The following is a 24498-nucleotide window of genomic DNA, read 5'->3' as shown; positions in this document are numbered from 1 at the left end:
TCACTCGACGCCGTGCAGCGACAGCAGCGTCTTCATGCGCCGCACCGCGAGCTCGGGCTGCTCGAACAGGTTGGCCGCGTCGGCCAGCCGGAACAGCTCGGCGAAGTGCTGCAGCGAGCGCGTGCTCTGCTGGCCGCCGACCATGGTGAAGTGCTTCTGGTGGCCGTTGAGCCAGGCCATGAACACCACGCCGGTCTTGTAGAAGCGCGTGGGCGCGGCAAAGATGTGGCGCGACAGCGGCACGGTGGGGCCGAGGATCTCGTGGAAGCGCTCGACGCGGCCCGCGGCCAGTTCGCCGAGGGCGGCGCTGGCGGCCGGCGCGATGGCGTCGAAGATGCCCAGCAGCGCGTCGCTCTTGCCGTGCGTGGGATGGCTGCCGTGGCTGTCGCCCGCGATCAGCTCGGCGTAGTTGAAGTCGTCGCCGGTGTACATGCGAACGCCCTGGCCGTCGGGGCCGCCGGTGGTCGGCAGGCGCCGGCGCATGGCGATCTCCTTGTCCTTGTCGAGCAAAGAGATCTTGATGCCGTCGACCTTGTCGGGATGGGCCGCGATCACGCCGAGCGCGGTCTCCATCGCGGCATCGACGTCGGTCGTGCCCCAGTAGCCGGCCAGCGCGGGGTCGAACATCTCGCCGAGCCAGTGCAGCACCACGGGCTGCTTCGCCTGGCTCAGGATGCGGTCGTACACGCGCTCGTAGTCGGCCGGGCCCTTCGCCACGCGCACCAGCGCGCGGCTGCACATCACGATCAGCTTGCCGCCGAGCTTCTCGATGGCGGCCATCTGTTCCTCGTAGCCGCGGATCACGTCGTCGACGCTCTTCACCGCATCGAGGTCGAGGTGGTCGGTGCCGCAGCCCGAGGCCACGAGCGCGCCGGGGATGTCGCTGGCGGCGTCGATCGAGCGGCGGATCAGCTCGAGCGAGGTCGGCCAGTCCAGGCCCATGCCGCGCTGCGCGGTGTCCATGGCCTCCGCCACGCCCAGGCCGAGCGCGTAGAGGTGGCGCCGGTAGGCGAGGGTGGCGTCCCAGTCGACCGCGCATTGCAGCCAGGGATCGATGGCCGCGAACGGGTCGGCCACGACGTGCGCGGCCGAGTAGGCGATGCGGTCGAAGCGAACGCCCGCGGGCGGCTTCGGCGGCGTGCTGCCGCGCAGCGCGTAGTCGGCGAGCGCGCCGCCGGCGGTGGGGAGCTTGAGCGAGAGGGCCATGCGGTCGGGTCTCCGGGTCTCAGACCTTCAGCGCGGGCACGTCGACCCAGCGGCGGTCCTGCCACGATTCGAGCGCGGCCTCGACCAGCTGCACGCCCTTGGCGCCCTCGGGCAGGGTCCACTTGTAGGGCGCGTCCTCCACCACGTGGCGGATGAAGTGTTCCCACTGGATCTTGAAGCCGTTGTCGTAGACCTGCGAGTCCGGGATCTCCTGCCACTGGTCGAGGAAGTTCATGGTCTGCTTCTCGTCGGGGTTCCACACCGGGCGCGGCGTGGCCACGCGCGACTGGGCGCGGCAGCTCGACAGGCCGGCCACGGCCGAGCCGTCGGTGCCGTCGACGTGGAAGGTCACGAGGTCGTCGCGGCGCACGCGCGTGACCCAGCTCATGTTGATCTGCGCGATCACCGGCTCGCCGTTGTGGCCGGTGAGCTCGCAGGTGGCGTAGGCGGCGTCGTCGGCGGTGGCCTCGTAGGGCTGGCCGGCCTCGTCCCAGCGCTTCGGGATGTGGGTGGTGCCCAGGCACGACACCGACTTGACCTCGCCGAACAGGTTGTCGAGCACGTAGCGCCAGTGGCACATCATGTCGAGGATCATCCCGCCGCCATCTTCCTTGCGGTAGTTCCAGCTCGGGCGCTGGATCGGCTGCAGGTCGCCCTCGAACACCCAGTAGCCGAACTCCAGGCGCACGCTGAGCATGCGGCCGAAGAAGCCGGCGCGGCGCAGCATGTCGAGCTTGCGCAGGCCGGGCAGGAACAGCTTGTCCTGCACCGCGCCGTGCTTGAGGCCTTGCTTCTCCTTGGCTTCCTCGGCCAGGCGCGCGATCTCCACCGCCTCGTTGAGGTTGGTGGCGATGGGCTTCTCGCAGTAGACGTGCTTGCCGGCGCGGATCGCCTTGGCCAGCAGGGTGGGGCGCATCTGCGTGGTGCCGGCGTCGAAGAAGACGGTGTCGTCCTTGTTCTCGAGCGCCTTGTCGAGGTCGGTCCCCCAGCGCTGGATGCCGTGGGCCTTGGCCAGCGCCTCGATCTTCTCGGCGTTGCGGCCGATCAGGATCGGGTCGGGCATCACCTTGTCGCCGTTCGACAGCGTCACGCCGCCCTGGGCGCGAATGGCGCAGATCGAGCGGATCAGGTGCTGGTTCATGCCCATGCGGCCTGTGACGCCGTGCATGATGATTCCTAGACGTTGGGTGGGCATGTTCTTTCCTTGAGTGAGAGAGGGGACGGAGAAGCGCTGCTTCAGTAGACGGAACGCATGGCGTCCCACGAGATGCCCGCGCCGGGCTGGCCGGTGGCGAAGCCGGGCGCGGAAGCGAGCGAGGACAGGGCGAGCTGTCCGCCGCGGATCGCGAGGCGCACCGCGCCATCGCTGGATTCGTAGAGATCGGGGTGGGCGCGCAGCAGTGCCTGCTGCTCGGCCTCGGGCACGGCCGCGAGGCCGTTGACGTAGTGGTGGCCGTTGCGCTCGACATGCGAGAGGCCGAGCCAGCTCACGAGCGCCAGGTCCTGCTGCACGCCGAGGCCGGCCTGCATGGTCAGGTCCTCGCCCGAGAGAAAGTAGCGCGTGCCGTCGTCGGCTGCGTTCCAGCGCGCGCAGCGCGCCGCGTTGACGGCCGACTTGTAGAAGCCCTTGCAGCTCTTGCTCGACACGCCGGTGTAGCCGAGTTCGCGCGCCCGCACGAAGGCATCGAGCGTGGCATCGGATTCGTCGATGAGCAGCGGGATGCGCCGGCCGAGCGCGCGCACGTCGCGCTCGAGCGCGGCGTCGCGCCGGATCGGCTGCTCGACGAACACCGTCTTCTTCGCGAGCGTCCACAGCGCGGGCGTGGACAGCAGGCGGTCGAGGAAGGCGGCGAAGGCATCGGCATCGGCGTACTGCTCGTTGCCGTCGAGCGTGACCAGCTGCGCATGGCCGTCGATGGCGCGCGCGATGCGCTCGAGCCGGTCGATGTCGCGCGCGGTGTCGCCGCAGAGCTTGAGCTTGAAGTGCGTGAGGCCGTAGCGGCGCACGGCGGCCACGAGCGTGGTGGGCAGGCCGTCGGCCGGCGCATCGGGCAATGCATCGCCGTCGTCGATCGCGTCGGCCAGGCCCACGGTGTGGCGCGCGGCGATGCGCTCCGCGGGGTGCTGCCGCGCGAGGAAGCCGGGCATGTCGAAACCGGCGAGGTCGTCGGCCAGGCCGCTGCCCGCGATGTCGATGCCGCCGAGGTTGGCGCTCATCGCGGCGGCGAAGCCGGTGCCGGCATGCAGGCACAGCGCATCGAAGATCGCGCGGTCGATCAGGGCCGGCCCATAGCCCGCCACCAGCGGCTGCAGGCCCTTGGCACGGGCGCGCGCCATCAGGGCGGCGTAGTTGGCGGCGAAATGCGTCCACGCGGTCTGGGCATCGGCCTCGCCGGTGTAGGCCTCGCGCGCGTCGCGCAGCGCGAAGCGCAACTGCTCGAAGTTCTGTTCGTTGGTGAGCGCGGGGTTCTTGTCGAACCACTTGGGCACCATCATCTCGGCCGCGCAGCCGCTGGCCGTGCGGCCGTCCTCGAAGCGGATGCGCGCGCGCACGTAGACCTGCGGGCAGGCGGTGACGGTGGCGGCGCCGAAGCGGAACGGCAGCCGCAGCGCGACGTCGCGCTCGGCGAAGCGGATCTCCTCGACGTGGAAACGGGGCGCGTCCATGGTCAGTGGTCCAGGATGCCCTGCGAGAAGAAATGCGCGCGCACCAGCTTCGTGTAGTGGCCGAACTCGCTCGAGGCCATCATGTCCAGGGTGCGGGCGCGCGGCAGTTCGATGTCGTAGACGGCCGCGATCGAGCCCGGGCGCTCGCTCATCACGATCACGCGGTCCGACAGGAAGATGGCCTCGGGGATGCTGTGGGTGATCAGCATCACGGTCTTCTTCGAGGCCATCCAGATGCGCTGCAGCTCGAGGTTCATCTTCTCGCGCGTCATCGCGTCGAGCGCGCCGAAGGGCTCGTCCATCAGCAGCACCGACGGATCGTGCAGCAGCGCGCGGCAGATCGAGGCGCGCTGCTGCATGCCTCCCGAGAGCTGCCACGGGTATTTGCGCTCGAAGCCCTTGAGGCCGGCCATGGCCATCAGTTCGTGGGCGCGCGCCTTGGCGGCGTCCATCGGCAGGTGGCGCATCTCGGCCTGCAGCAGGATGTTGTCCTCCACGCTGCGCCAAGGCAGCAGCACCGCGCTCTGGAACACGATGCCCACGTCCTTCTGCGGTCCCTGGATCGGCTTGCCGGCCAAGGTGAGGCTGCCGCCGCTGATCGGCAGCAGGCCCGCCACCATCTTCAGCAAGGTGCTCTTGCCGCAGCCCGAGGGGCCGACGACGGAGACGAACTCGCCTTCCTTGATGGCGAAGTCGAGCGGCTTCAGCGACTCGACGGGGCCATCCTTGCTTTGGTAGATCTTCGAGACGCCGCGCGCTTCGATCAGTTGGACTGGAGACATGGAGCGTAGTAAAGGACGAAGCGAACGAGGTGACGGGGCGCTTGTGGCGTTTTCGGGGAACACCGCGGAACCGGCTTTGCCGGGCCGCTGGTGTTGCCCCCGGTAGGGGGTGGGAGAAGCGACACGAAGTGCGCGGAGCCTGGGGGCGAGCCGTTTACGGCAGGAAATCGAGCGTCACGTAGTCTTCTGGTTTGCCGCGCGTCGAGGCGTCCATGCCGCCGTACTGCACCAGCAGGTCCAGCGAGTCGTTGACGTTCTTCATCGCCACGCGGAAGGGGCGCTGGTTCGCCGTGTCCTTGGTGTGATAGAGCGCCACGCTCTGCTTCATGCCCACGATCAGCGTGTCGCGCACGCCGGCCTTGGGGTTGGCCTTGAGCATCGCGTCGACCGCGGCCTCGGGGCTCTTCTCGGCGGCTTCGGCGGCCTTGGTCGAGGCGCGCATGAAGCGCTTCACCAGGTCGGGGTTCTCGGTCAGCAGGTTCTTGTTGGTGATGATCCCGGAGCTGATCTGGTTCACGCCCGAGTCGGCGAAGCGGATCGGCGACACCGGCTTGCCGGTGGCGTCCTGCAGCTTGATGGCCTGGTCCATCACGTAGCCCAGCAGCAGGTCGGCCTGGCCGTTGATCACCGCATTGAGCTTGGTCTGGCCGTCGCCCGAGACGATCTTCACCTGGTCGGGCTTGATGTCGTTGACCTTGAGGAACAGCGGCCACATCTGCGACATCGAGTCGCCCGGCGTGACGGCCACGGTCTTGCCGACGATGTCCTTCGGCGTCTTGATGTTCTTCTCGGTGAAGCCCATGACCGACATCGGGCTGACCTGGAACAGCACGCCGGTGGACTTCAGCGGCGCGCCCTTGGCGGCGGCCTTGATCATGGTCGTGACGTCGATGTAGCCGAAGGTCGCCGACTTGGCGGCCACCGCCTGCGCGGTGACGGCGGAGCCGCGGCCTTCCTGGATGTCGAGGTCGATGCCCTCCTCGGCGTAGAAGCCCTTTTCCTTGCCGAGGAAGAAGGGCGCGTGCTCGCTGTAGAGGTACCAGTTGAGCATCAGCGTGACCTTGTCCTTGGGCTTGTCGCCCTGCGCATGCGCGGGGGCGATGGCGAAGGTGGCGAGCGCGGCGGCGGCGAGCAGCGAGGGAAGCAGTTTCTTCATGTCTTGTCTCCAGGGAGTTGTTGGCGTGGGCGAAGGAACCAGAAAGAAAAAGGGGCGGGATGGATCAGTCCGCGTGGCGCTGCGAGGCGTGCCAGGGAATCATCAGGCGCTCGACCAGGTCGACCGCCACGAACAGGATCACGCCGATGCTCGAGAGCACGACCAGCGCGGCGAACATCAGCGGCAGGTCGAAGTTGCCGTTGGCCACCTGCAGCACGTAGCCGATGCCCGAGTTGGAGCCGACGAACTCGCCGACCACCGCGCCGACGACGGCCAGCGTGACCGAGACCTTGAGGCCGCTGAAGATCTGCGGCAGCGCCTGCGGCAGGCTGATCTTGAAGAAGGTCTGCAGCCGGCTCGCGCCCATCGAGCGCGCGAGGTCGAGCATGTCGGGCTCGACCGACTTGAAGCCCATCACGGTGGAGACCACCACCGGGAAGAAGCCCAGCAGGAAGGCCGAGATCACCTTGGGGAAGATGCCGAAGCCGAACCACACCACGAACAGCGGCGCGATCGCGACCTTGGGGATGCTCTGCGAGAACACCAGCAGCGGATAGACGTAGGACTCGACCAGCCGCGAGTAGGCGATGACCATCGCCATCGGAATGCCGATGAGGATGGTGAGGCCGAAGCCGCCGAGCGTGGCCAGCGTGGTCTTCCAGCTCTCGGCCAGCAGGCGCGGCCATTCGTTGATCAGCTGCTTGACCACCTCCCACGGCGGCGGGATCAGGTAGGCCGGGATCTTGAAGAGGCGGATCGCCAGGTCCCACAGCACCAGCAGCAGCAGGATCAGCAGGAAGGGGCGCAGCGCCGGGGAGAGCAGGAGTTTGCGGATCATGGAGAGCGCGCCGGTGGCGGCGCGGGACGTTCGGTCGGAAGTCGGTGGGCTGCGGGCGGAGCGGGGGAGGCGGGCGTTGGCGGAAGCGGCGTTACTGCTGGACCGCGAGGCCGGCGGCCTTCACGAGCTCGGCGTTGCTCGCGATCTCCTGCTTGATGTAGGCATCGAACTGCGCGGGCTTGAGCGTCCAGGCATCGGCGCCGAGCTTGAGGAAGCGCTCCTTCACCTCGGGCGTGGCGAGGGCCTTCGCCACCTCGTCGTGCAGGCGGTCGACCACGGCGCGCGGCGTCTTCGCGGGCGCCATCATCCCGATCCAGAAGTTGAATTCGGAGCCGGGCACGCCGGCCTCGGCGGTGGTGGGCACGTCGGGCAGGGCGGCCGCGCGCTTGGGCGAACCCACGGCGAGCGCCAGCAACTGGCCTTCCTTGATCTGGCCGATGACCGGCGCGATCGGCGAGAAGTAGTAGTCGACGCGGCCCGAGAGCACCTCGGTGACGGCCTCGCCCGATCCCTTGAACGGGATGTTGGTGGCGTCGATCTTGGCGGCCATCTTGAACTTCTCGGCGTTCAGGTGCGTGGCGCTGCCCTGGCCGGCCGAGGCGAAGTTCATGCTGCCGGGCTTGGCGCGCGCGGCGGCCAGCAGTTGCGGCAGCGTCTTGATGTTCTTCGAGGGCGCGATCACCAGCGCGTTGGGCAGCGAGGAGATCGGCGTGACACCCGCGAAGTCGTTCACCGTGTCGAAGGGCAGCTTGGCGAAGGTGGAGGGGCTGACCGTGTGCGACGAGGAATGGATCATCACCGTGTAGCCGTCGGCCGCCGCGGTGGCCACCGCCTGCTGGCCGATGGTGCCGCTGGCGCCGCCGCGGTTCTCGATCACCAGCGGCTGGCCCATGCTCGCGCCCATCTTGTCGGCGATGGCGCGGGCAATGATGTCGGTGGTGCTGCCGGCCGCGAAGGGCACGATCACGCGGATCGGCTTGCTGGGATAGGCGGCTTCCGCGCCGGCGAGGGCGGGGAGCAGGGCGCCCAGGCCGACGATCGCGGCCAGCGTGGCGGTGCGTGCGAGTTGCTTCATGGGTGGTGTCTCCGCGCGGCGAGGCCGCTGGTGTCGTTGCGAGCTTAATTCACCAATAAGTGAATTGCTGATTCTAGGAACGCGGGCGCGGCAGCGTCAACGGGTGGACCCTGGTGGATACCCGTAGATCAGGACGGCGATGGGAGGCGTCTCGCGCGGCGATGGCGCGCGCGGCTCTGCCGCCGCGAGAGGGGCGGCGGGAGGCTGAGGAAGGGCTTGTCAGTGCAGCACGTAACCGAGCACGAGGTCGGTCATGTGCGAGAGGCGCTGCGCCATCGCCTTGGGCGCGCGCAGGTCACGGCCGAAGATGGCCGAGAGCGTGTGGTTGTTCGAGAGGTAGAAGTAGCACAGCGAGGCGATCGAGATGTAGAGCTGCACCGGATCGACGCCCGCGCGGAACAGGTTGTCGCGCCGGCCGCGCTCGAGCACCGTGTCGAGCAGCTGCACCAGCGGCGAGTTCATCTCCTGGATGCGTTCCGAGCGCTTGAGGTGCGAGGCCTGGTGCAGGTTCTCGCTGTTGAGCAGGGTGATGAACTCGGGATGCTCGAGGTAGTAGTGCCAGGTGAAGGACACCAGCTGGCGGATCGCCTCGACCGGATCGATCTCGTCGAGGTGCAGCCGCTGCTCGGCTTCGCGGATGTCGGCGTAGGTGCGCTCGAGCACCGCGAGGAACAGGTCGTCCTTGCTGCCGAAGTAGTAGTAGATGAGCCGCTTGTTGAGGCCCGCGCGCTCGGCGATGCTGTCCATGCGCGCACCCGCGAGGCCGCGCGCCGAGAACTCGTCGCGCGCCGAGGCGAGGATCGCGAGCTGCGAACGGTCGGCATCGCGCGAGCGGGGTTCCAGCGTGTCGGGGGCGGTGGCCTTCATGGCGCGAATTTAACCATTTGGGGAATTAAAACAAGGGAGGCGGGGCGGGCGCACATAATCGCCGCGGACAAAGTGTTGGAGTTCTACTGCTCATGAGTACATCACAACCCGCAGGCCACCTGATCGTCGAGTGCCTGCTCGAACAGGGCATGGAGATCGCGTTCGGCGTGCCCGGCGAGAGCTTCCTCGCGGTGCTCGACGGCTTCCATGCCTACGGCGAGCGAGCGCGTTTCATCGTCAACCGGCAGGAGGGTGGCGCGGCCTTCATGGCCGAGGCGCACGGCAAGCTCACGGGCCGCCCCGGCATCTGCTTCGTGACGCGCGGCCCGGGCGCCACCAATGCCTCGATCGGCGTGCACAACGCCTTCCAGGATTCCACGCCGATGGTGCTGTTCGTCGGCGACGTGGGCAGCGATTTCCGCGACCGCGAGGCCTTCCAGGAGGTCGACTACGGCAGCTTCTTCGGACCCAGCACCAAGGGCTTCGCCAAGCGCGTGGAGCGCATCGACGATGCGAACCGCGTCCCCGAGTACATCGCGCGCGCCTTCTCGACCGCGATGAACGGCCGCCCCGGCCCGGTGGTGCTGGTGCTGCCCGAGGACATGCTGCGCAGCGAGACCGCCGCGCGGCCGCTGCCGCGCGTGGAGGCGGTCGAGCCCTGGAGCGACCCGGGCGCGCTGCGCACCCTGCGCGAGCTGCTGTTGAAGTCGCGCCAGCCGCTGGTGATCGCCGGCGGCGGCGGCTGGACCGCGCAGGCCGCGCAGGCGCTGCAGCGCTTCGCCGAGAACTGGCGCCTGCCGGTGGCCAATGCCTTCCGGTTCCAGGACACCTTCGACAACCACCATCCGCTCTATGCGGGCGACGTCGGCATCGCGATCAATCCGAAGCTGGCGCAGCGCGTGAAGGACGCCGACCTGATCCTCGCCATCGGCCCGCGCCTCGGCGAGATGACCACCGGTGGCTATACGCTGCTCGAGGCGCCGAAGGCGAAGCAGACGCTGGTCCACATCCATGCCAGCGCCGAGGAGCTCAACCGCGTCTACCAGGCCGACCTCGCGATCAATGCCGGCATGAGCGCCGCGGCGCGCAGCCTCGAGGTGCTGAGCGCGCCGCCCACGTTGCCCTGGGAGGACTGGGCGCTGCAGGCGAACGCCGACTACCAGGCCTGGCTCGAGCCGCAGGCACTGGCCGGCATGCCCACGGAAACGCCGCGCGGCGCGGTCGACATGGCGGCGGTGGTGGCGACGCTGCAGAAGCACCTGCCGGCCGATGCCACGATCACCAACGGCGCCGGCAACTTCGCGAGCTGGGTGCACCGCTACTTCCGCTACCACGGCCTCGCCAAGGGCCACAAGACGCAGCTGGCGCCCACCAGCGGCGCCATGGGCTACGGCGTGCCGGCCGGCATCGCCACCAGCCTCGCGACCGGCCGGGTGGCCTTCACGATCGCGGGCGACGGCGATTTCCTGATGACGGGCCAGGAACTGGCCACGGCCGCGCAGCATGGCGGCAAGAGCATCGTCGTGCTGCTGAACAACGGCATGTTCGGCACCATCCGCATGCACCAGGAGCGCGAGTATCCCGAGCGCACCAGCGGCACCGCGCTGCGCAATCCCGACTTCTGCGGGCTGGCGCGCGCCTACGGCTACGCGGCCGAGCGCGTGACCGAGACCGCGCAGTTCGAGGCCGCGCTGCTGCGCGCGCTGGCGGCCGACACCGGCACGCTGATCGAGATTCCGCTCGACCCCGAGGTCATCACCACGCGCGGCACGCTGTCGTCGATCAGGCGCGCGGCGCAGCAGCAGGCGCGGGGCTGAGCGCGGCGCGATGCCTCGCGACCTCCGCGCGCAGGGCTGCGGAGCGCAGCTCGAACACATCGAACAGGCCGAGCGCCTCGAGCGCGGGGATCAGCGCGACGAGGTCCTCGTGCGCGGCCTGGCGCTGCGCCTCGCCGGCCTGGGCGTCCTCCAGCACGCGCACGTTGGCGAGGAAGGCACCGACCGAGCCCTTGCGCACGGGCTGGCCGTTGAGGACGGCGAAGTTCTGGTCATCGGGCAGGACATCCTGGGCTTTCATGGCGACTCCTTGAAGAAGAAAGGGAAGGGTGGATCGATGGCTTCGATGCTAGGCAGGCGCCACGTTGCGGGCTTGCGGCGCGGTGCCAATCGGTATCGCCATCGGGCCATGCCGCAGATGGAGCGACGCGATGGCTGAGGCCGTGGTGCGGCTCGATCTCAACGCCTACGAGGCACCGCGCACCACGGGCGCGCATGCGCACGAGGAAGGCCAGCTGTTCGCGCTGCGCGCCGGCCTGCAGCTGATCGAGACCAGCGCGGGGCGTTGGGTGCTGCCGCCCGGATGGATCGGCTGGATCGCGCCGCGCTGCGCGCACGCGGCGCAAAGCCACGGCGCGACGGCCGGGTGGAGTCTTTATCTCGATCCGGCGCTGACGACGGCCTTGCCCGCGCAGCCGCATGTGTTCGCGTCGACGCCGCTGATCCGTGAATTGGTGGGGCGGCTGGTGTCGCTTGGCGAAGAGGGGGAGACAGCGCGCCGCCTGCGGCTGGTGGCCGTGCTGGTCGACGAACTGGCTGCGGGCGCGCGGACCTCGCTGCACCTCGCGCTGCCGCAGGAGCGGCGCCTGCTCGCGCTGGCCACCGCGCTGGCCGACGATCCCGCGCGCGACGACACGCTCGAGCAATGGGCCGATCGCATCGGCATGGCACGCCGCACGCTCACGCGCCGCTTCGCCGCCGAGACCGGCCTGAGCTTCGCGCAGTGGCGCCAGCAGGCGCGGCTGCTCAAGGCGGTGCAATTGCTGGGCATGGGTGAGCCCGTGACGGCGGTGGCGCTGACGGTGGGCTACAGCTCGGTGAGCGCGTTCATCGAGACCTTCCGGCGCCATTTCGGCTGCACGCCCTCGCGCTTCTTTGCGCAGGGTGCCGACACTTCGCGCTGAGGCGCTCGCAAAAGGTAGGGACGAAAAAAAGCCGGCTGTCGCCGGCTTTCCTGATCGACCCGGAGGTCGTTCGAGTGGTGCGCTTACTTGACGTGCTTGCCGATCAGCGCGGCCAGTTCGAACATCGACACTTGGGCCTTGCCGAAGATTTCCTTCAGCTTGGCGTCGGCGTTGATGTTGCGCTTGTTGGCCTTGTCTTGCAGGTTGTTCTTCTTGATGTAGTCCCACAGCTTGCTCACGACGGCGGTGCGCGGCAGCGGCGTCGAGCCGACCACGGCAGCCAGTGCGGGGCTGGGGGTCAGGGCCTTCATGAAGGCGGCGTTCGGGGTGCGCTTCTTGGCGGGAGCCTTCGCAGCAGCCTTCTTCGCGGGTGCAGCCTTCTTGGCAGGAGCAGCAGCCTTCTTCGCCGGTGCAGCAGCCTTCTTGGCAGGAGCAGCAGCCTTCTTCGCCGGTGCAGCGGCCTTCTTCGCGGGAGCAGCAGCCTTCTTCGCGGGAGCAGCGGCCTTCTTTGCCGGAGCTTTCTTGGCCGGAGCCTTCTTTGCAGTTGCCATGGTTGATTTCCTTTTTTGGTTGAACAGTCACCAATGAAAAACAGGGTCTCCACTGGCATCGCGGATGCTAAATGAGAAAAAACGCGTTTCCAAGGGAAAAAGCGGTTTTTTCATTGGAGGCTGTTGTTTTTTCAGAGGGGAGAGCGCCCGTTTTGCCTGCGGCGCGCGGGCCAGGTCGCCAGGAAGACGCCAGCGAGAGCGAGCGCGAACGCGAACAGCTGCACCAGGGAGAGGCTTTCGCCGAGCACGAGCACGCCCACGAGGGCCGCGCTCACGGGCAGCATCACGGCGAAAACACCGGCCTGCGCGGCGGGAATGTGGCGCAGTCCGGTCATCCAGAGCCACACGGTCCAGATGCTCGCTGCGAGGGCATAGGCGACCAACAGCAGCCAGAGGCCGGGGCGCACCGCGGCGAAGTCGAACTGCAGCGCGAACCAGATGCCCAGCGGCGTGCTGAGCACGAAGCCCCAGAGGTTGATCAGCGAGGAGATCCGCTTGGGGCCGAGCCGCCCGGTGAGCGACTTGCCGATCACCGCGTAGGCGGCTTCGCAGAGCACCGCGCAGAACACCAGCAGGTTGCCGAGCCACGGCATCGACGAGGACGCTCCCGTGCCCGGATGCGCGCTCGCATGCGCCGGCGCGAGCGCGAGCAGCCCGATGCCGATCGCCGCGCAGAGGATCGCGAGGCCGATGCGCAGCGTGATGCGTTCGCGCAGGAACAGCCAGCTCGCCACCGCGACCGCCGCCGGGATCGACGCCATGATCACGCCCGCCGAGACCGCGCTCGTGAGGCTCACGCCGAACAGCATGCAGATCGAGAACAGGAAGTTGCCGAGGAAGGATTCGAGGAACACCAGCCAGCGCGTGCGCGCCGTCATCGGCGGTTCGTCGGGCGCGCGGCGCAGCCAGTGCGGCATGGCGAGCGCCGCGATGCCGAAGCGCAGCCAGGCCAGCAGCAGCACCGGGAAGGCCGCGACCAGCGGCTTGGAGAGGGCGACATAGCAGCCGACGAGCGACATGCTCAGCGCGAGGCAGCCGTAGGCCATGAGCCGGCCTGGGGCGGGTGCGGCGGGGTTCAATAGACTGGGGTGATTTGGGAAAGGAGGCATCGATGATGCCAAAGGAGGCATCGATGATGCCGCAACCGACGCACGCGCCGGGCGTGCGCCACGTCTTCGTCTACGGCACCTTGCGCGCGGGTGGGCGCAACGACATCGCGCGCTTCGCGCCGCTGCCGCGCCGCGTGGCCGATGCCGAGGTCGCGGGCACGCTATACGACCTCGGTGCCTATCCGGGCATGGTGCTCGGTGGCGAGGGCCGCGTCGCGGGCGAGATCTACGCGATCGATGCGCAGGTGGAGGCCGCGCTCGACCGGCTCGAGGAAGTCGCCGACGACGATTCGGGCGAGTACATCAAACGCTGGCTGCGCGTGCAGGCCAGCGACGGCCGCGCGTTCGATTGCCTGGTCTACGAGATCCATCCGTCGCGCATCGAGGGGCGTGCGGTGATCACGGGCGGCGACTGGATCGCGCATTCGCGGCGTTGACGGTGCGCGTTCCTGCCCGCGTTTTTCACAGACGAAAGAGTGATTGCGCATCGTGAAAATCACCGCTGCTGCACCGCAGTATTTTTTCTCGATATGAGAAAGTTGTTTTCTCATTGAGAAATATCTCCGTAAGTTGTTGATTTTGTTGATGCAAAAATATGTCTTCTATAAGACATAAGAGTGGGCGACGCGATTACAGTAAGCCCATGGCCGCAGCGCCGAAACGCTCAAAACCAACCCTTCAATCAACTCACGGAGTGACCATGCCCCAGACCCTCACCGAACAACTCAGCCGCGAACAGCAGATTGCCGCCCTCGAGAAAGAATGGGCCACGGACCCCCGCTGGAAGGGCGTGAAGCGCGGCTACAGCGCGGCCGACGTGGTGCGCCTGCGCGGTTCGTTCCCGATCGACTACACGCTCGCCAAGCGCGGTGCCGAGAAGCTCTGGGACAAGATCAACGGCGGTTCGAAGAAGGGCTACGTGAACGCCTTCGGCGCGATCTCCGCCGGCCAGGCCATGCAGCAGGCCAAGGCTGGCCTCGAAGCCGTGTACCTGTCGGGCTGGCAAGTGGCCGCCGACGGCAACAGCTCGGAAACCATGTACCCCGACCAGTCGCTCTACGCGTACGACTCGGTGCCCACCATGGTCCGTCGCATCAACAACACCTTCCGTCGCGCCGATGAAATCCAGTGGGGCCGTGGCGTGAACCCGGGCGACAAGGAGTTCATCGACTACTTCCTGCCGATCGTGGCCGACGCGGAAGCCGGTTTCGGCGGCGTGCTCAACGCCTTCGAACTGATGAAGAACATGATCGCCGCGGGCGCTGCCGGCGTGCACTTCGAAGACCAGCTCGCCGCCGTCAAGAAGTGCGGCCACATGGGCGGCAAGGTGCTGGTGCCGACGCGCGAAGCCTGCGAGAAGCTGATCGCCGCGCGCTTCGCCGCCGACGTGCTGGGCGTGCCCACCATCGTGCTGGCCCGCACCGATGCCGAAGCCGCGAACCTGATCACCTCCGACCACGACGCCAACGACAAGCCCTTCCTGACCGGCGAGCGCACCTCGGAAGGCTTCTACCGCGTGAAGAACGGCCTCGAGCAGGCCATCAGCCGCGGCGTCGCCTACGCGCCCTATGCCGACCTGGTGTGGTGCGAAACCGGCGTGCCCGACATCGGCTTCGCCCGCGAGTTCGCGCAGGCCGTGCATGCCGCCTGCCCGGGCAAGCTGCTGTCGTACAACTGCTCGCCGTCGTTCAACTGGAAGAAGAACCTGGACGACAAGCAGATCGCCACCTTCCAGGAAGACCTCTCGGACCTGGGCTACAAGTACCAGTTCATCACGCTGGCCGGCATCCACGTCAACTGGTACAACACCTTCAAGTTCGCGCACGCCTATGCACGCGGCGAGGGCATGAAGCACTACGTGAACATGGTGCAGGAGCCGGAATTCGCGGCGCGCGAACAGGGCTACACCTTCGTGTCGCACCAGCAGGAAGTCGGCGCGGGTTACTTCGACGACGTGACCACCGTGATCCAGGGCGGCCAGTCGAGCGTGAAGGCATTGACCGGCTCGACGGAAGAAGAGCAGTTCCACTGAGCAACTGACTCGACATTCGCTGTCACCTTGAAGCCCGGCCGCGTGCCGGGCTTTTTTTCGTCCGTGCCCGGCCCGCCTCAGTCGCGCATGCGCACTTCGCGCACGCCGCGGCCCAGCTTCTGGCGCAACAGGGTGCGCAAGGTCACGCCGTCGGCATAGCCGACCAGCGCGGCGATCTGCTCGAGGCTCCGGTCGCTGGTCTTGAGCAGGTGCACCGCGCGCTCGACGCGCAGGTCCTGCACGTAGCCGAGCGGGCTCTTGCCGAGCACCTGCTGCAGCCGGCGCGCCAGCGTGCGCTTGCTGGTGCCGACGGCGCGCGCCGCGTCGTCGAGCGAGAAGCCGTCGGCCAGCCGCGCGCGCGCCCAGCGCTCGAAGCGCTCGACCATCGGATCGGCATGGCTCAGGTGGTCGTGGATCACGTAGGCGGATTGCGCGGGCCGCGAATCGACGATCAGGTAGCGCGCCACCGTGGCGGCCAGCTCGGGACTGACCTGGCGCACCAGCCACAGCGCCATGTCGACATGGCCGAGCGCCGCGCCGGCGGTGACCAGCGACGGGCCGGAGGGAACGAGCATGCGCGTGTCGTCGAGCCGCACCTCGGGATAGCGCTGGCGGAACATCGAGGCGAGCCACCAGGTGGTGGTGGCCTGCTGACGATCGAGCAGGCCCGATTCGGCCAGCACGAAGGTGCCGATGCAGGCGGCGGCGATCTTCGCGCCCTCGTCGGCACGTTCGCGCAGCGCGACACCGGCATCGGCGATGTCCTTGCGTTCGAGCGCCCGCGCCAGGCCCTCGGGCATCTTCTCGCCGATGGCCGGGATCGCGATCCAGTCGGGTGCCTTGGCGGCGGCGAACGGCACGACCGGCACGCTCAGGCCTTGTGCCGTGCGCACGCGCTTGCGCAAGCCGGCAAGGCGGACCTCGAACGGCGGCACGCCGAGCGCGAGCAGGCCCGCCAGTTCGTTGGCGGTGGTGAAGACGTCCGCCACCGTGGCCAGGCCGGTGTCGAACACGCCGTCGAGCGCGAGGATGTCGAGTCGCATGGCAATAACAATATCAAAGATGTCAAAAATGCCAATAGGTGAGAGCGAGGGGCGACTCTAGAGTCGCCACAGCGGTTGCGATCCGCGCGCCGCTTCCACCTTGCAACGACCGGAGATGTCCATGATCAAGTTCGCCCTGTTCGCCCGCCTCGAAGCCAAGCCCGGCAAGGAGGCCGAGGTCCAGCAGTTCCTCGAGGCCGGCCTCGCGATGGCGCGCGACGAAGCCACCACGCCGATCTGGTTCGCGCTGCGGCTGTCGCCGACCACCTTTGGCGTGTTCGATGCGTTCGAGACCGAGGCGGGCCGCCAGGCGCACCTCGTCGGCCCGATCGCGCAGGCGCTGATGGCGAAGGCGCCAGAGCTGTTCGCCAAACCGCCAGCGATCGAGCCGATCGACGTGCTGGGGCTCAAGAACGCGGCGGGCGTGGCGTAATGGGCCGCTCGGCACGGCCCGCGCGCCGAGCGGCTAGAATCCGAGGCTCCACTGTCAACAAGGGCGAGAAAGGCACTTTGGTTATGACACCGCGAACTACTCCGCAAGCCACCTGCGGTGTTTTCTTCTTCGAAGGAAGCGCCCGCTAAACCGCGCGCGCTGGTTCGAGCCAGCTTCCCTGCCACAGCAAAGCGCGGTCATCCACCGCGCTTTTTTGTTTTTCGCCCGAGGTTTTTCATGATCCACATCACGCTCCCCGACAACTCGCAGCGCGAGTACCCCGGCCCGGTCTCGGTGGCCGACGTTGCCAAGTCCATCGGCCCCGGCCTCGCCAAGATGACGGTGGCCGGCAAGGTCGACGGCCGTCTGGTCGATGCCAGCGACGTCATCGACCACGATGCCAAGCTCCAGATCATCACGCCCAAGGACGACGAGGGCCTGGAGATCATCCGCCACTCGACGGCCCACCTGGTCGGCCACGCGGTCAAGCAGCTCTATCCGACGGCCAAGATGGTGATCGGCCCGGTGATCGAGGAGGGCTTCTACTACGACATCGCGTTCGAGCGCCCCTTCACGCCCGAGGACATGGCGGCGATCGAGGCGCGCATGCGCGAGCTGATCGCGCAGGACTACGACGTGGTCAAGAAGATGACGCCGCGCGCCGAGGTGATCGAGGTCTTCAAGTCGCGCGGCGAGGACTACAAGCTGCGTCTGGTCGAGGACATGCCCGACGAGCAGGCCATGGGCCTGTACTACCACCAGGAATACGTCGACATGTGCCGCGGCCCGCACGTGCCGAACACGCGCTTCCTCAAGGTCTTCAAGCTCATGAAGCTGGCCGGCGCCTACTGGCGCGGCGATGCCAAGAACGAGCAGCTGCAGCGCATCTACGGCACGGCCTGGGCCGACAAGAAGCAGCTCGACCAGTACATCCAGCGCATCGAGGAAGCCGAGAAGCGCGACCACCGCCGCCTCGGCAAGGAACTCGACCTGTTCCACATCGACGAAGTGGCGCCGGGCGTGGTGTTCTGGCATCCCAAGGGCTGGGCGATCTGGCAGCAGGTCGAACAGTACATGCGCGGCATCTACCGCGACACGGGCTACTGGGAAGTGAAGGGTCCGCAGATCCTCGACAAGAGCCTGTGGGAGAAGACGGGCCACTGGCAGAACTACCGCGACAACATGTTCACGACGGAGTCGGAGAAGCGCGAGTACGCGTTGAAGCCGATGAACTGCCCGGGTCACGTGCTGATCTTCAAGAGCGACCTGCGCAGCTACCGCGACCTGCCGCTGCGCTACGGCGAGTTCGGCCAGTGCCACCGCAACGAGCCGAGCGGCGCGCTGCACGGCATCATGCGCGTGCGTGGCTTCACGCAGGACGACGGCCACATCTTCTGCACGGAGGACCAGATCCTCGACGAATGCATCGCCTACACGGCGCAGCTGCAGAAGGTGTACGCGGACTTCGGCTTCACGGACATCCTCTACAAGGTCGCGACGCGGCCCGAGAACCGCGTGGGCTCCGACGAGCTCTGGGACAAGGCCGAGCACGCGGTGATGGAGTCGCTGCGCCGCTCGGGCGTGGAGTTCGTGATCGCCCCTGGCGATGGCGCCTTCTACGGCCCGAAGATCGAGTACACGCTGCGCGATGCGATCGGCCGCCAGTGGCAGTGCGGCACGATGCAGGTCGACTTCAACACGGCCGAGCGCCTGGGTGGCGAGTACGTGACAGAGTCGAGCGGCCGCGCGCACCCGGTGATGCTGCACCGCGCGATCGTCGGCAGCCTCGAGCGATTCATCGGCATGCTGATCGAACACCATGCCGGCGCGATGCCCGCCTGGCTCGCGCCAGTGCAGGTGGCGGTGCTCAATATCAGCGAAGGACAGGCCGACTACGCTGCGCAAGTTGCGAAAACGCTGCAAAATCAAGGGCTTAGGGTCCAGCTTGATCTGCACAACGAGAAGATTACGTATAAAATACGCAAGCATTCGTTGCAAAAGCTCCCTTACATCGTTGTCGTGGGCGACAAGGAAAAGGAAGCTGGCGCCGTCGCAGTGCGCGCCCGGGGCAACCAAGACCTCGGTGCAATGTCCCTCGAATCGTTCGTGCAACGGGTCGTCCAGGATATTGCTGACAAGCGTTGATTTGTCGTCGAAACACCCCACATGTTTCTGTGCCAAATATACCGCTTGCCCGCGAGGACTGAGCGGCTTTCGCTACTTTTTTTGTAGCAAAACTTAGAGGATACCAACCATCGCTACTGCATTTCGCGACCGCCGCCACCGCGAGGAACGCCAACATCGCCTGAACCGGGAAATCATGGCCCCGGAAGTCCGCCTGATCGGCCCGGATAACGAGCAATTGGGTGTTGTGAGTCTTGCGGAGGCCTTGCGTCTCGCCGGTGAGCAGGACGTGGATCTGGTGGAGGTCGTCGCGGCGGCCAATCCACCGGTGTGCCGCCTGATCGAGTACGGCAAGTTCAAGTACCACGAGCAGAAGAAGGCGGCCGAGGCGAAGTCCAAGCAGAAGGTCATCGAGGTCAAGGAAATCAAGTTCCGGCCCGGTACCGACGATGGCGACTACAACATCAAGATGCGCAACATCCGGCGCTTTCTTGAGGATGGCGACAAGTGCAAGATCACGCTGCGCTTCCGGGGGCGCGAGATCACGCACCAGGAACTCGGTCTGGCCCTGCTGCAGCGCATCCGCGACGAGCTCGGCGACACGATCCTCGTCGAGCAGTTTCCGAAGCTCGAAGGCCGGCAGATGATCATGATGATCGCGCCGGGCCGCAAGAAGCCCGGCAGCGCGCCGGCAAAGTCGGCGACGGAAGCCGCCGCGGCACCGACCACCGTCGGCGCCTGAGTGAAGGATCCGGCCGGGCCCGGCGGCGAAAGCCCCGGGTGCCGACGGAAGTGAGAATTTGAAGGGATTTCGTCGATCGCCGGCGCGTGCCGAAAGGCAAGCGCAGGCGGTGGCGGGATGAAGAAGTGTCTCGGGGCCAACAAGTCCATGGAGTTCATCCAAGGCGCCTCACGAGCACAAATTAAAGGAGCATTCACATGCCCAAAATGAAGACCAAGAGCAGCGCGAAGAAACGTTTCCGCGTTCGTCCCGGTGGCACCGTCAAGCGCGGTCAAGCCTTCAAGCGTCACATCCTGACCAAGAAGACCACCAAGAACAAGCGTCACCTGCGTGGTGCGGTGTCGGTGCACGAAACCAACATGGTTTCGATGGCCGCGATGCTGCCCGGCATGGGCATTTGATCAACTGACGAACAAGGAGTAATCACATGCCTCGCGTCAAACGTGGTGTAACGGCTCGCGCCCGCCACAAGAAAGTTCTCGCACTCGCCAAGGGTTTCCGCGGTCGCCGCGGCAATGTCTTCCGCATCGCCAAACAGGCGGTGATGAAGGCAGGCCAATACGCCTACCGTGACCGCCGCACCAAGAAGCGCGTGTTCCGTCAACTGTGGATCGCGCGTATCAACGCCGCCTCGCGTGAACTGGGCCTGACCTACAGCCAGTTCGCCAACGGCATCCGCAAGGCCGGGATCGAGATCGACCGCAAGATGCTTGCGGACATCGCAGTGCACGACAAGGCCGCTTTTGCGGGCATCGTGGAGCAGGTCAAGGCCAAGCTGGCTGCTTGATTCTGCACAGCGGGAAACCGTCCCCGGACAGTTTCCTGCGCCCACGGCACAAGGGCTGGCGCTTGAAAGAGCACCAGCCCTTTTTTATTTTTCCCCGAAGAAATCTGTTGTTGCTATGAACGAGTTGGACTCCCTGGTCGACACCGCACGTGCCGCCTTCGCGCAGGCGAAGACCCCCGCTGAGCTCGAGAACGCCAAGGCCCAGTTCCTGGGCAAGTCGGGCCGCATCACCGAGCTGATGAAGGGCATGGCCGCACTGAGCGTCGACGAGAAGAAGTCGCGCGGTGCCGCCATCAACGTGGCCAAGCAGGCGATCGAGTCCGCCCTCAACGAACGCCGCCAGCAACTGGCCGACGAGGAGCTCTCGCAGCAACTGCGCGCCGAGGCGCTCGACGTGAGCCTGCCCGGCCGCCGCCGCATCCCCGGCGGCCTGCACCCGGTGAGCCGCACCCTCGAGCGCATCGAGGAGATCTTCTCGAGCATGGGCTTCGACGTGGCCGACGGCCCCGAGATCGAGAGCGACTGGCACAGCTTCACCTCGCTCAACAACCCGCCGAACCATCCGGCGCGTTCGATGCAGGACACCTTCTACGTCGACCTGAACGGCGAGGACGGCATCCCCTACAACCTGCGTCCGCACACCAGCCCGATGCAGGTGCGCTACGCCCACCAGCACATCAAGAAGTACGCGGCCGAGTTCGCGGCCGCGGCCGCCGACACCACCGGCACGGTCAAGGCGCCCGAGATCCGCGTGATCGCGCCGGGCCGCACCTACCGCGTCGACAGCGACGCCACCCACTCGCCGATGTTCCACCAGTGCGAAGGCCTGTGGCTCGGCGAGAACGTGAGCTTCAAGGACCTCAAGGTCGTCTTCACCGACTTCTGCCGCACCTTCTTCGAGCGCGACGACCTCGTGCTGCGCTTCCGGCCGAGCTTCTTCCCGTTCACCGAGCCCAGCGCCGAGATCGACATCCAGTTCCAGAGCGGCCCGCTGGCCGGTCGCTGGCTCGAGGTGTCGGGCTCGGGCCAGGTGCATCCGAACGTGGTGCGCAACATGGGCCTCGACCCCGAGCGCTACATCGGCTTCGCCTTCGGCATGGGCCCCGACCGCCTCACGATGCTGCGCTACGGCGTGAACGACCTTCGCCTGTTCTTCGACGGCGACCTGCGCTTCCTCTCGCAATTCCAGTGATCGGCTGACGCGCGAGACGAAACGAGACCTTCCACACCAGAAAAACAGATCGAGATCGAAGAGATGCAATTCCCGGAATCCTGGCTGCGCGAGTTCTGCAACCCGCCCATCGACAGCGCCGAACTGGCCGAGACCCTCACCATGGGCGGCTTCGAGGTCGAGGAGCGCCGGCCGGCGGCGCCGCCCTTCACGCGCATCGTGGTGGGCGAGATCAAGGAAGCCGTCCAGCACCCGAACGCCGATCGCCTGCGCGTCTGCCAGGTCGACGCGGGGCAGGGCGCCTTGCTCAACATCGTGTGCGGCGCGCCCAATGCGCGCGTCGGCATCAAGGTGCCGTGCGCGCTGGTGGGCGCCGAACTGCCGCCCGGCGAGGACGGCAAGCCCTTCCTCATCAAGCTCGGCAAGCTGCGCGGCGTCGAGAGCCAGGGCATGCTGTGCTCGGCACGCGAACTGCAGCTGAGCGAAGACCACGGTGGCCTGCTCGAACTCGCGGCCGACGCGCCCATCGGCGTCGACGTGCGCGAAGTGCTCAAGCTCGACGACACGCTGCTCACGCTCAAGCTCACGCCCAACCTCGCGCACGGCCTCAGCGTGTACGGCGTGGCGCGCGAACTCGCCGCGCTGACCGGCGCGCCGCTCAAGCCGCGCACCGTGGCGCCGGTCGAGGTGGCCTTCGCCGACAAGCTGCCCGTGAAGGTCGAGGCGCCCGAGCTCTGCGGCCGTTTCTCGGGCCGCATCGTGCGCGGCGTCGACACCCAGGTCGCCACCCCGGCCTGGATGGTCGAGCGCCTCGCGCGCTGCGGCCAGCGCAGCGTCACGCCGCTGGTCGACATCTCGAACTACGTGATGTTCGAGTACGGCCAGCCCAGCCACATCTTCGACCTCGACAAGATCCACGGCGGCCTCACCGTGCGCTGGGGCAAGGCTGGCGAACAGCTCAAGCTGCTCAATGGCAACACCATCTCGGTCGACGACAAGGTGGGTGTGATCGCCGATGCACGCGAGGTCGAATCGCTCGCGGGCATCATGGGCGGCGACGCCACCGCGGTCTCGGACGACACGCGCAACATCTACGTCGAGGCCGCGTTCTGGTGGCCCGAAGCGGTGCAGGGCCGCTCGCGCCGCTTCAACTTCTCGACCGACGCCGGCCATCGCTACGAGCGCGGCGTCGACCCGAGCCGCACCGTCGAGATCATCGAGCGCATCACGCAGCTGATCGTCGAGATCTGCGGCGGCCAGGCCGGCGCCATGGACGACCAGATCCTGCGCGTGCCCGAGGCGCTGCCCGTGACGCTGCGCGTGGCGCGCGCCGCGCGCGTGATCGGCATGCCGCTGACCCAGGCCCAGTGCGTGGACGCGCTGCGCCGGCTGGGCTTCGCGCTGACCGAGGGCGATGGCACGCTGACCATCGTGCCGCCGCCGCATCGCTTCGATCTGCTGATCGAGGAAGACCTGATCGAAGAGGTCGCGCGCCTGATCGGCTTCAACAACCTGCCGACCACCGCGCCGCTCGCGCCGATCACCGCGCGCGTGCGTCCCGAGGCGCAGCGCAGCCGTTTCGCGGTGCGCCGCGGCCTCGCCGCGCTGGGCTACCAGGAAACCATCAACTTCAGCTTCGTCGAAGCCGACTGGGAGAAGGAGCTCGCGGGCAACGACAACCCGGTCAAGCTCTTGAACCCGATCGCGAGCCAGATGAGCGTGATGCGTTCGTCGCTGCTCGGCTCGCTGCTGCAGGTGCTCAAGTTCAACCTCGATCGCAAGGCGCCGCGCGTGCGCGTGTTCGAGGTGGGCCGCGTGTTCCTGCGTGACGACAGCGTGGCCACCACCGACAGCACCGTGCGCGGCGTGCACCAGCCGATGCGCGTGGCCGGCCTCGCCTGGGGCGATGCCGACGAAGCGCGCTGGGACGGCAAGGCGCAGCGCGTCGACTTCTACGACGTGAAGGGCGACGTCGAGGCGTTGCTCGCGCCGCTGGTGCCGCGCTTCGAGCCTGCCGAGCATCCGGCGCTGCATCCGGGCCGCTCGGCGCGCGTGACGATCGACGGCAAGGCCATCGGCTTCGTCGGCGAGCTGCATCCGCGCTGGCGCCAGAAGTGGGATTTCGCGCAGCCCGCCGTGCTGTTCGAACTCGACCTCGATGCCGTCACCGCGCGGCCCGTGCCGGTGGCGCAAGCCGTGCCCAAGCACCAGGCGGTCGAGCGCGACATCGCGGTGGTGGTGGCGGAAGCCGTCACGCACGATGCGCTGATCGACGCCATCCGTTCGACCGGTGGCGCGCAGGGCCTGCTGCGCGACGCGGTGCTGTTCGACATCTACCGTCCGCAGCCCGCGCGCGACGGCACGGTGGCCGCGGCCGGTGGCCTTGCACCCGGCGAGAAGAGCATGGCGGTGCGCCTGAGCTTCCAGGGCGACAGCGCCACCCTGACCGACGAGCAGGTCGAGCCGGCCGTGCGCGCCATCGTCGATCAACTGGCTGCGAAGGTGGGCGGACGCCTGAGAGGATGACCCGAATGAATGCCGTCGAATTCACGCTCGAAGCACTCGAGACGCCCGCGCTCACCAAGGCGCATCTGGCCGACCTGCTGTTCGAGCAGATCGGCCTGAACAAGCGCGAGTCCAAGGACATGGTCGAGGCTTTCTTCGACCTGGTTGCCAACAGCCTGATCGAAGGCACCGACGTGAAGATCTCGGGCTTCGGCAACTTCCAGATCCGCGTGAAGGCGCCGCGTCCGGGCCGCAATCCGCGCACCGGCGAAGCCATTCCGATCGGCGAGCGTCGCGTCGCGACCTTCCATGCGAGCGCGAAGCTCAAGGAACAGATTCACGGAAACATCGATCCGAACGCCGCACCCGAGGTCGAGTGGAGCCTGGGTTCCGAATAGGACTTGTTCGGGCGCGCTTCCGTGGAGTAACCTCTGAGGTTTGCCGCGCGCAG

Annotated in this window: 24 protein-coding genes; 12 read left to right on the top strand and 12 right to left on the bottom strand. The window is 67.3% G+C overall.

Features of this window, described 5'->3' with window-relative positions:
* From BM109_RS11510 to BM109_RS11475, 8 genes are all read right to left on the bottom strand, one after another.
* Complete coding sequence (locus BM109_RS11510; RefSeq protein WP_093342915.1) at positions 1–1206, bottom strand: dihydrodipicolinate synthase family protein; 1206 nt, start codon at positions 1204–1206, stop codon at positions 1–3.
* A 19-nt stretch (positions 1207–1225) separates the two neighbouring features.
* Positions 1226–2401: a Gfo/Idh/MocA family protein gene (locus BM109_RS11505; protein WP_093342914.1), complete on the bottom strand. Its 1176-nt coding sequence runs from the start codon at positions 2399–2401 to the stop codon at positions 1226–1228.
* Positions 2402–2442: 41 nt separating this feature from the next.
* On the bottom strand, positions 2443–3873 hold the full coding sequence (locus BM109_RS11500) for an enolase C-terminal domain-like protein (protein WP_093342912.1): 1431 nt from the start codon (positions 3871–3873) through the stop codon (positions 2443–2445).
* A gap of 2 nt (positions 3874–3875) precedes the next feature.
* Positions 3876–4655 carry an ABC transporter ATP-binding protein gene (locus tag BM109_RS11495; RefSeq protein WP_093342911.1) on the bottom strand — a complete coding sequence of 260 codons (780 nt, stop codon included), beginning with the start codon at positions 4653–4655 and terminating at the stop codon, positions 3876–3878.
* A gap of 154 nt (positions 4656–4809) precedes the next feature.
* Positions 4810–5811, bottom strand: coding sequence for an ABC transporter substrate-binding protein (locus tag BM109_RS11490; protein ID WP_093342909.1), 1002 nt, complete (start codon positions 5809–5811; stop codon positions 4810–4812).
* Between the two features lie 64 nt (positions 5812–5875).
* Complete coding sequence (locus BM109_RS11485) at positions 5876–6649, bottom strand: ABC transporter permease (RefSeq protein WP_093342908.1); 774 nt, start codon at positions 6647–6649, stop codon at positions 5876–5878.
* A gap of 91 nt (positions 6650–6740) precedes the next feature.
* Entirely contained in the window at positions 6741–7724 is a 984-nt protein-coding gene (locus BM109_RS11480; RefSeq protein ID WP_093342906.1) for a tripartite tricarboxylate transporter substrate binding protein, read from the bottom strand.
* Between the two features lie 219 nt (positions 7725–7943).
* Entirely contained in the window at positions 7944–8591 is a 648-nt protein-coding gene (locus BM109_RS11475) for a TetR/AcrR family transcriptional regulator (RefSeq protein WP_281077614.1), read from the bottom strand.
* A gap of 92 nt (positions 8592–8683) precedes the next feature.
* On the opposite strand from BM109_RS11475, the gene BM109_RS11470 reads away from it, so the two are divergent.
* Positions 8684–10408 (top strand): thiamine pyrophosphate-binding protein, encoded by a 1725-nt coding sequence (locus tag BM109_RS11470; protein ID WP_093342904.1) that lies wholly within the window; start codon positions 8684–8686, stop codon positions 10406–10408.
* Here BM109_RS11470 and BM109_RS11465 read toward each other — a convergent pair.
* Entirely contained in the window at positions 10374–10667 is a 294-nt protein-coding gene (locus BM109_RS11465) for a hypothetical protein (protein ID WP_093342903.1), read from the bottom strand. The genes BM109_RS11470 and BM109_RS11465 overlap by 35 nt on opposite strands.
* Before the next feature lie 130 nt (positions 10668–10797).
* Here BM109_RS11465 and BM109_RS11460 point away from each other — a divergent pair, with 130 nt between their 5' ends.
* Positions 10798–11550, top strand: a complete 753-nt coding sequence (locus tag BM109_RS11460) for an AraC family transcriptional regulator (protein WP_093342901.1) — start codon at positions 10798–10800, stop codon at positions 11548–11550.
* Positions 11551–11633: 83 nt separating this feature from the next.
* On the opposite strand, the gene BM109_RS11455 is transcribed toward BM109_RS11460, so the two are convergent.
* The gene (locus tag BM109_RS11455) at positions 11634–12101 is read right to left on the bottom strand and encodes an SWIB/MDM2 domain-containing protein (protein WP_093342900.1); all 468 of its coding nucleotides are present in this window, start codon (positions 12099–12101) and stop codon (positions 11634–11636) included.
* Between the two features lie 131 nt (positions 12102–12232).
* Positions 12233–13147: a DMT family transporter gene (locus BM109_RS11450; protein ID WP_177239321.1), complete on the bottom strand. Its 915-nt coding sequence runs from the start codon at positions 13145–13147 to the stop codon at positions 12233–12235.
* An 89-nt stretch (positions 13148–13236) separates the two neighbouring features.
* On the opposite strand from BM109_RS11450, the gene BM109_RS11445 reads away from it, so the two are divergent.
* Both BM109_RS11445 and aceA read left to right on the top strand, forming a co-directional pair.
* Positions 13237–13647 (top strand): gamma-glutamylcyclotransferase family protein, encoded by a 411-nt coding sequence (locus BM109_RS11445; RefSeq protein ID WP_093343465.1) that lies wholly within the window; start codon positions 13237–13239, stop codon positions 13645–13647.
* Positions 13648–13910: 263 nt separating this feature from the next.
* The gene (gene aceA / locus BM109_RS11440; RefSeq protein ID WP_093342897.1) at positions 13911–15242 is read left to right on the top strand and encodes an isocitrate lyase; all 1332 of its coding nucleotides are present in this window, start codon (positions 13911–13913) and stop codon (positions 15240–15242) included.
* A 77-nt stretch (positions 15243–15319) separates the two neighbouring features.
* On the opposite strand, the gene BM109_RS11435 is transcribed toward aceA, so the two are convergent.
* A complete protein-coding gene (locus BM109_RS11435) occupies positions 15320–16285 on the bottom strand; it encodes a GlxA family transcriptional regulator (protein ID WP_093342895.1) in 966 nt (321 codons plus the stop codon).
* A 121-nt stretch (positions 16286–16406) separates the two neighbouring features.
* Here BM109_RS11435 and BM109_RS11430 point away from each other — a divergent pair, with 121 nt between their 5' ends.
* The 8 genes from BM109_RS11430 (at position 16407) to BM109_RS11395 (ending at position 24445) form a co-directional block, all read left to right on the top strand.
* Positions 16407–16718: a putative quinol monooxygenase gene (locus BM109_RS11430; RefSeq protein WP_093343463.1), complete on the top strand. Its 312-nt coding sequence runs from the start codon at positions 16407–16409 to the stop codon at positions 16716–16718.
* Between the two features lie 237 nt (positions 16719–16955).
* The gene (thrS, locus tag BM109_RS11425; RefSeq protein ID WP_093342894.1) at positions 16956–18863 is read left to right on the top strand and encodes a threonine--tRNA ligase; all 1908 of its coding nucleotides are present in this window, start codon (positions 16956–16958) and stop codon (positions 18861–18863) included.
* 100 nt (positions 18864–18963) lie between these two features.
* The gene (gene infC, locus BM109_RS11420; RefSeq protein ID WP_093342892.1) at positions 18964–19584 is read left to right on the top strand and encodes a translation initiation factor IF-3; all 621 of its coding nucleotides are present in this window, start codon (positions 18964–18966) and stop codon (positions 19582–19584) included.
* 197 nt (positions 19585–19781) lie between these two features.
* Positions 19782–19985: a 50S ribosomal protein L35 gene (gene rpmI, locus BM109_RS11415; protein ID WP_057596107.1), complete on the top strand. Its 204-nt coding sequence runs from the start codon at positions 19782–19784 to the stop codon at positions 19983–19985.
* Positions 19986–20011: 26 nt separating this feature from the next.
* A complete protein-coding gene (rplT, locus tag BM109_RS11410; RefSeq protein ID WP_012747009.1) occupies positions 20012–20371 on the top strand; it encodes a 50S ribosomal protein L20 in 360 nt (119 codons plus the stop codon).
* Positions 20372–20486: 115 nt separating this feature from the next.
* A complete protein-coding gene (gene pheS / locus BM109_RS11405) occupies positions 20487–21563 on the top strand; it encodes a phenylalanine--tRNA ligase subunit alpha (RefSeq protein WP_057596654.1) in 1077 nt (358 codons plus the stop codon).
* Positions 21564–21626: 63 nt separating this feature from the next.
* Positions 21627–24068 (top strand): phenylalanine--tRNA ligase subunit beta, encoded by a 2442-nt coding sequence (gene pheT, locus BM109_RS11400; protein ID WP_093342891.1) that lies wholly within the window; start codon positions 21627–21629, stop codon positions 24066–24068.
* Between the two features lie 5 nt (positions 24069–24073).
* A complete protein-coding gene (locus tag BM109_RS11395) occupies positions 24074–24445 on the top strand; it encodes an integration host factor subunit alpha (RefSeq protein ID WP_093342889.1) in 372 nt (123 codons plus the stop codon).
* The last annotated feature ends 53 nt before the right edge of the window (positions 24446–24498 follow it).

It is taken from the genome of Variovorax sp. PDC80 (assembly GCF_900115375.1).
Classification (GTDB): domain Bacteria; phylum Pseudomonadota; class Gammaproteobacteria; order Burkholderiales; family Burkholderiaceae_C; genus Variovorax.
Note: the sequence above shows the minus strand (reverse complement) of the source record. Positions and strands in the feature narration are given on the sequence as shown.

Coding starts and splice junctions, on each gene's coding strand:
- BM109_RS11435 (WP_093342895.1), bottom strand. CDS start 16,285: ATGCGACTCGACATCCTCGCGCTCGACGGCGTGTTCGACACCGGCCTG.
- BM109_RS11470 (WP_093342904.1), top strand. CDS start 8,684: ATGAGTACATCACAACCCGCAGGCCACCTGATCGTCGAGTGCCTGCTC.
- pheT (WP_093342891.1), top strand. CDS start 21,627: ATGCAATTCCCGGAATCCTGGCTGCGCGAGTTCTGCAACCCGCCCATC.
- BM109_RS11395 (WP_093342889.1), top strand. CDS start 24,074: ATGAATGCCGTCGAATTCACGCTCGAAGCACTCGAGACGCCCGCGCTC.
- BM109_RS11500 (WP_093342912.1), bottom strand. CDS start 3,873: ATGGACGCGCCCCGTTTCCACGTCGAGGAGATCCGCTTCGCCGAGCGC.
- BM109_RS11460 (WP_093342901.1), top strand. CDS start 10,798: ATGGCTGAGGCCGTGGTGCGGCTCGATCTCAACGCCTACGAGGCACCG.
- BM109_RS11430 (WP_093343463.1), top strand. CDS start 16,407: ATGATCAAGTTCGCCCTGTTCGCCCGCCTCGAAGCCAAGCCCGGCAAG.
- BM109_RS11480 (WP_093342906.1), bottom strand. CDS start 7,724: ATGAAGCAACTCGCACGCACCGCCACGCTGGCCGCGATCGTCGGCCTG.
- thrS (WP_093342894.1), top strand. CDS start 16,956: ATGATCCACATCACGCTCCCCGACAACTCGCAGCGCGAGTACCCCGGC.
- BM109_RS11490 (WP_093342909.1), bottom strand. CDS start 5,811: ATGAAGAAACTGCTTCCCTCGCTGCTCGCCGCCGCCGCGCTCGCCACC.
- pheS (WP_057596654.1), top strand. CDS start 20,487: ATGAACGAGTTGGACTCCCTGGTCGACACCGCACGTGCCGCCTTCGCG.
- aceA (WP_093342897.1), top strand. CDS start 13,911: ATGCCCCAGACCCTCACCGAACAACTCAGCCGCGAACAGCAGATTGCC.
- BM109_RS11455 (WP_093342900.1), bottom strand. CDS start 12,101: ATGGCAACTGCAAAGAAGGCTCCGGCCAAGAAAGCTCCGGCAAAGAAG.
- BM109_RS11475 (WP_281077614.1), bottom strand. CDS start 8,591: ATGAAGGCCACCGCCCCCGACACGCTGGAACCCCGCTCGCGCGATGCC.
- rplT (WP_012747009.1), top strand. CDS start 20,012: ATGCCTCGCGTCAAACGTGGTGTAACGGCTCGCGCCCGCCACAAGAAA.
- rpmI (WP_057596107.1), top strand. CDS start 19,782: ATGCCCAAAATGAAGACCAAGAGCAGCGCGAAGAAACGTTTCCGCGTT.
- BM109_RS11465 (WP_093342903.1), bottom strand. CDS start 10,667: ATGAAAGCCCAGGATGTCCTGCCCGATGACCAGAACTTCGCCGTCCTC.
- BM109_RS11450 (WP_177239321.1), bottom strand. CDS start 13,147: ATGGCCTACGGCTGCCTCGCGCTGAGCATGTCGCTCGTCGGCTGCTAT.
- BM109_RS11495 (WP_093342911.1), bottom strand. CDS start 4,655: ATGTCTCCAGTCCAACTGATCGAAGCGCGCGGCGTCTCGAAGATCTAC.
- BM109_RS11485 (WP_093342908.1), bottom strand. CDS start 6,649: ATGATCCGCAAACTCCTGCTCTCCCCGGCGCTGCGCCCCTTCCTGCTG.
- BM109_RS11445 (WP_093343465.1), top strand. CDS start 13,237: ATGCCGCAACCGACGCACGCGCCGGGCGTGCGCCACGTCTTCGTCTAC.
- BM109_RS11505 (WP_093342914.1), bottom strand. CDS start 2,401: ATGCCCACCCAACGTCTAGGAATCATCATGCACGGCGTCACAGGCCGC.
- BM109_RS11510 (WP_093342915.1), bottom strand. CDS start 1,206: ATGGCCCTCTCGCTCAAGCTCCCCACCGCCGGCGGCGCGCTCGCCGAC.